The 2,800-nt window shown below is 56.3% G+C and carries 1 rRNA gene (only partly in view); it reads right to left on the bottom strand.

The features are described from left to right. Nucleotides 1-32: 32 nt before the first annotated feature. A 23S ribosomal RNA gene (locus ACZ60J_RS39390) occupies nt 33-2,800 on the bottom strand (it continues 430 nt past the right edge of the window).

Below are 2,800 nucleotides of genomic sequence, written 5' to 3'. Positions count from 1 at the left end.
CTTCAGAACTAACACAGTGGACGCGAGCAACTGAGGACAAGCCCTCGGCCTATTAGTACCAGTCAGCTCCACCCGTTACCGGGCTTCCACATCTGGCCTATCAACCCAGTCGTCTACTGGGAGCCTTACCCTCTCAAGGAGGTGGGAATACTCATCTTGAAGCAGGCTTCCCGCTTAGATGCTTTCAGCGGTTATCCCTCCCGAACGTAGCCAACCAGCCATGCCCTTGGCAGGACAACTGGCACACCAGAGGTTCGTCCGTCCCGGTCCTCTCGTACTAGGGACAGCCCTTCTCAATATTCCTACGCGCACAGCGGATAGGGACCGAACTGTCTCACGACGTTCTAAACCCAGCTCGCGTACCGCTTTAATGGGCGAACAGCCCAACCCTTGGGACCGACTCCAGCCCCAGGATGCGACGAGCCGACATCGAGGTGCCAAACCATCCCGTCGATATGGACTCTTGGGGAAGATCAGCCTGTTATCCCCGGGGTACCTTTTATCCGTTGAGCGACGGCGCTTCCACAAGCCACCGCCGGATCACTAGTCCCGACTTTCGTCCCTGCTCGACCCGTCGGTCTCACAGTCAAGCTCCCTTGTGCACTTACACTCAACACCTGATTGCCAACCAGGCTGAGGGAACCTTTGGGCGCCTCCGTTACTTTTTGGGAGGCAACCGCCCCAGTTAAACTACCCATCAGACACTGTCCCTGATCCGGATCACGGACCGAGGTTAGACATCCAGCACGACCAGAGTGGTATTTCAACGACGACTCCACAACCACTGGCGTGGCCGCTTCAAAGTCTCCCACCTATCCTACACAAGCCGAACCGAACACCAATATCAAACTATAGTAAAGGTCCCGGGGTCTTTCCGTCCTGCTGCGCGAAACGAGCATCTTTACTCGTAGTGCAATTTCACCGGGCCTATGGTTGAGACAGTCGAGAAGTCGTTACGCCATTCGTGCAGGTCGGAACTTACCCGACAAGGAATTTCGCTACCTTAGGATGGTTATAGTTACCACCGCCGTTTACTGGCGCTTAAGTTCTCAGCTTCGCACACCCGAAAGTGTACTAACCGGTCCCCTTAACGTTCCAGCACCGGGCAGGCGTCAGTCCGTATACATCGCCTTACGGCTTCGCACGGACCTGTGTTTTTAGTAAACAGTCGCTTCTCGCTGGTCTCTGCGGCCACCCCCAGCTCACGGAGTAAATCCGATCACCAGGACTGGCCCCCCTTCTCCCGAAGTTACGGGGGCATTTTGCCGAGTTCCTTAACCATAGTTCACCCGAACGCCTCGGTATTCTCTACCTGACCACCTGAGTCGGTTTAGGGTACGGGCCGCCATGAAACTCGCTAGAGGCTTTTCTCGACAGCATAGGATCATCCACTTCACCACAATCGGCTCGGCATCAGGTCTCAGCCTTATATGAGGGACGGATTTGCCTACCCCTCGGCCTACACCCTTACCCCGGGACTACCACCGCCCGGGCTGGACTACCTTCCTGCGTCACCCCATCGCTTACCTACTACAAGTCTGGGTCACCGGCTCCACCACTTTCCTTTCCCCGAAGGGTCCGGAACGGCTTCACGGGCTTAGCATCGCCTGATTCGATATTGGGCGTTTCAAAGCGGGTACCGGAATATCAACCGGTTGTCCATCGACTACGCCTGTCGGCCTCGCCTTAGGTCCCGACTTACCCTGGGCAGATCAGCTTGACCCAGGAACCCTTAGTCAATCGGCGCACACGTTTCTCACGTGTGTATCGCTACTCATGCCTGCATTCTCACTCGTGAACCGTCCACAACTAGCTTCCGCTGCTGCTTCACCCGGCACACGACGCTCCCCTACCCATCACAACACCCGTTAGGGCTTCTGCTGCAATGACACGACTTCGGCGGTACGCTTGAGCCCCGCTACATTGTCGGCGCGGAATCACTTGACCAGTGAGCTATTACGCACTCTTTCAAGGGTGGCTGCTTCTAAGCCAACCTCCTGGTTGTCTCTGCGACTCCACATCCTTTCCCACTTAGCGTACGCTTAGGGGCCTTAGTCGATGCTCTGGGCTGTTTCCCTCTCGACCATGGAGCTTATCCCCCACAGTCTCACTGCCACGCTCTCACTTACCGGCATTCGGAGTTTGGCTAAGGTCAGTAACCCGGTAGGGCCCATCGCCTATCCAGTGCTCTACCTCCGGCAAGAAACACGTGACGCTGCACCTAAATGCATTTCGGGGAGAACCAGCTATCACGGAGTTTGATTGGCCTTTCACCCCTAACCACAGGTCATCCCCCAGGTTTTCAACCCTGGTGGGTTCGGTCCTCCACGAAGTCTTACCTCCGCTTCAACCTGCCCATGGCTAGATCACTCCGCTTCGGGTCTAGAGCGTGCAACTCAATCGCCCTATTCGGACTCGCTTTCGCTACGGCTTCCCCACACGGGTTAACCTCGCTACACACCGCTAACTCGCAGGCTCATTCTTCAAAAGGCACGCAGTCACGAGATGCACAAGTGCATCCGACGCTCCCACGGCTTGTAGGCACACGGTTTCAGGTACTATTTCACTCCGCTCCCGCGGTACTTTTCACCATTCCCTCACGGTACTATCCGCTATCGGTCACCAGGGAATATTTAGGCTTAGCGGGTGGTCCCGCCAGATTCACACGGGATTTCTCGGGCCCCGTGCTACTTGGGAGATGAGCAAGCAAGCCGCTGATGTTTCGTCTACGGGGGTCTTACCCTCTACGCCGGACCTTTCGCATGTCCTTCGACTACACCAACGGTTTCTGACTCGCCCA

It is taken from the genome of Streptomyces sp. NPDC104226, from assembly GCF_055584085.1.
This window is presented reverse-complemented; position numbering and strand designations above follow the sequence as displayed.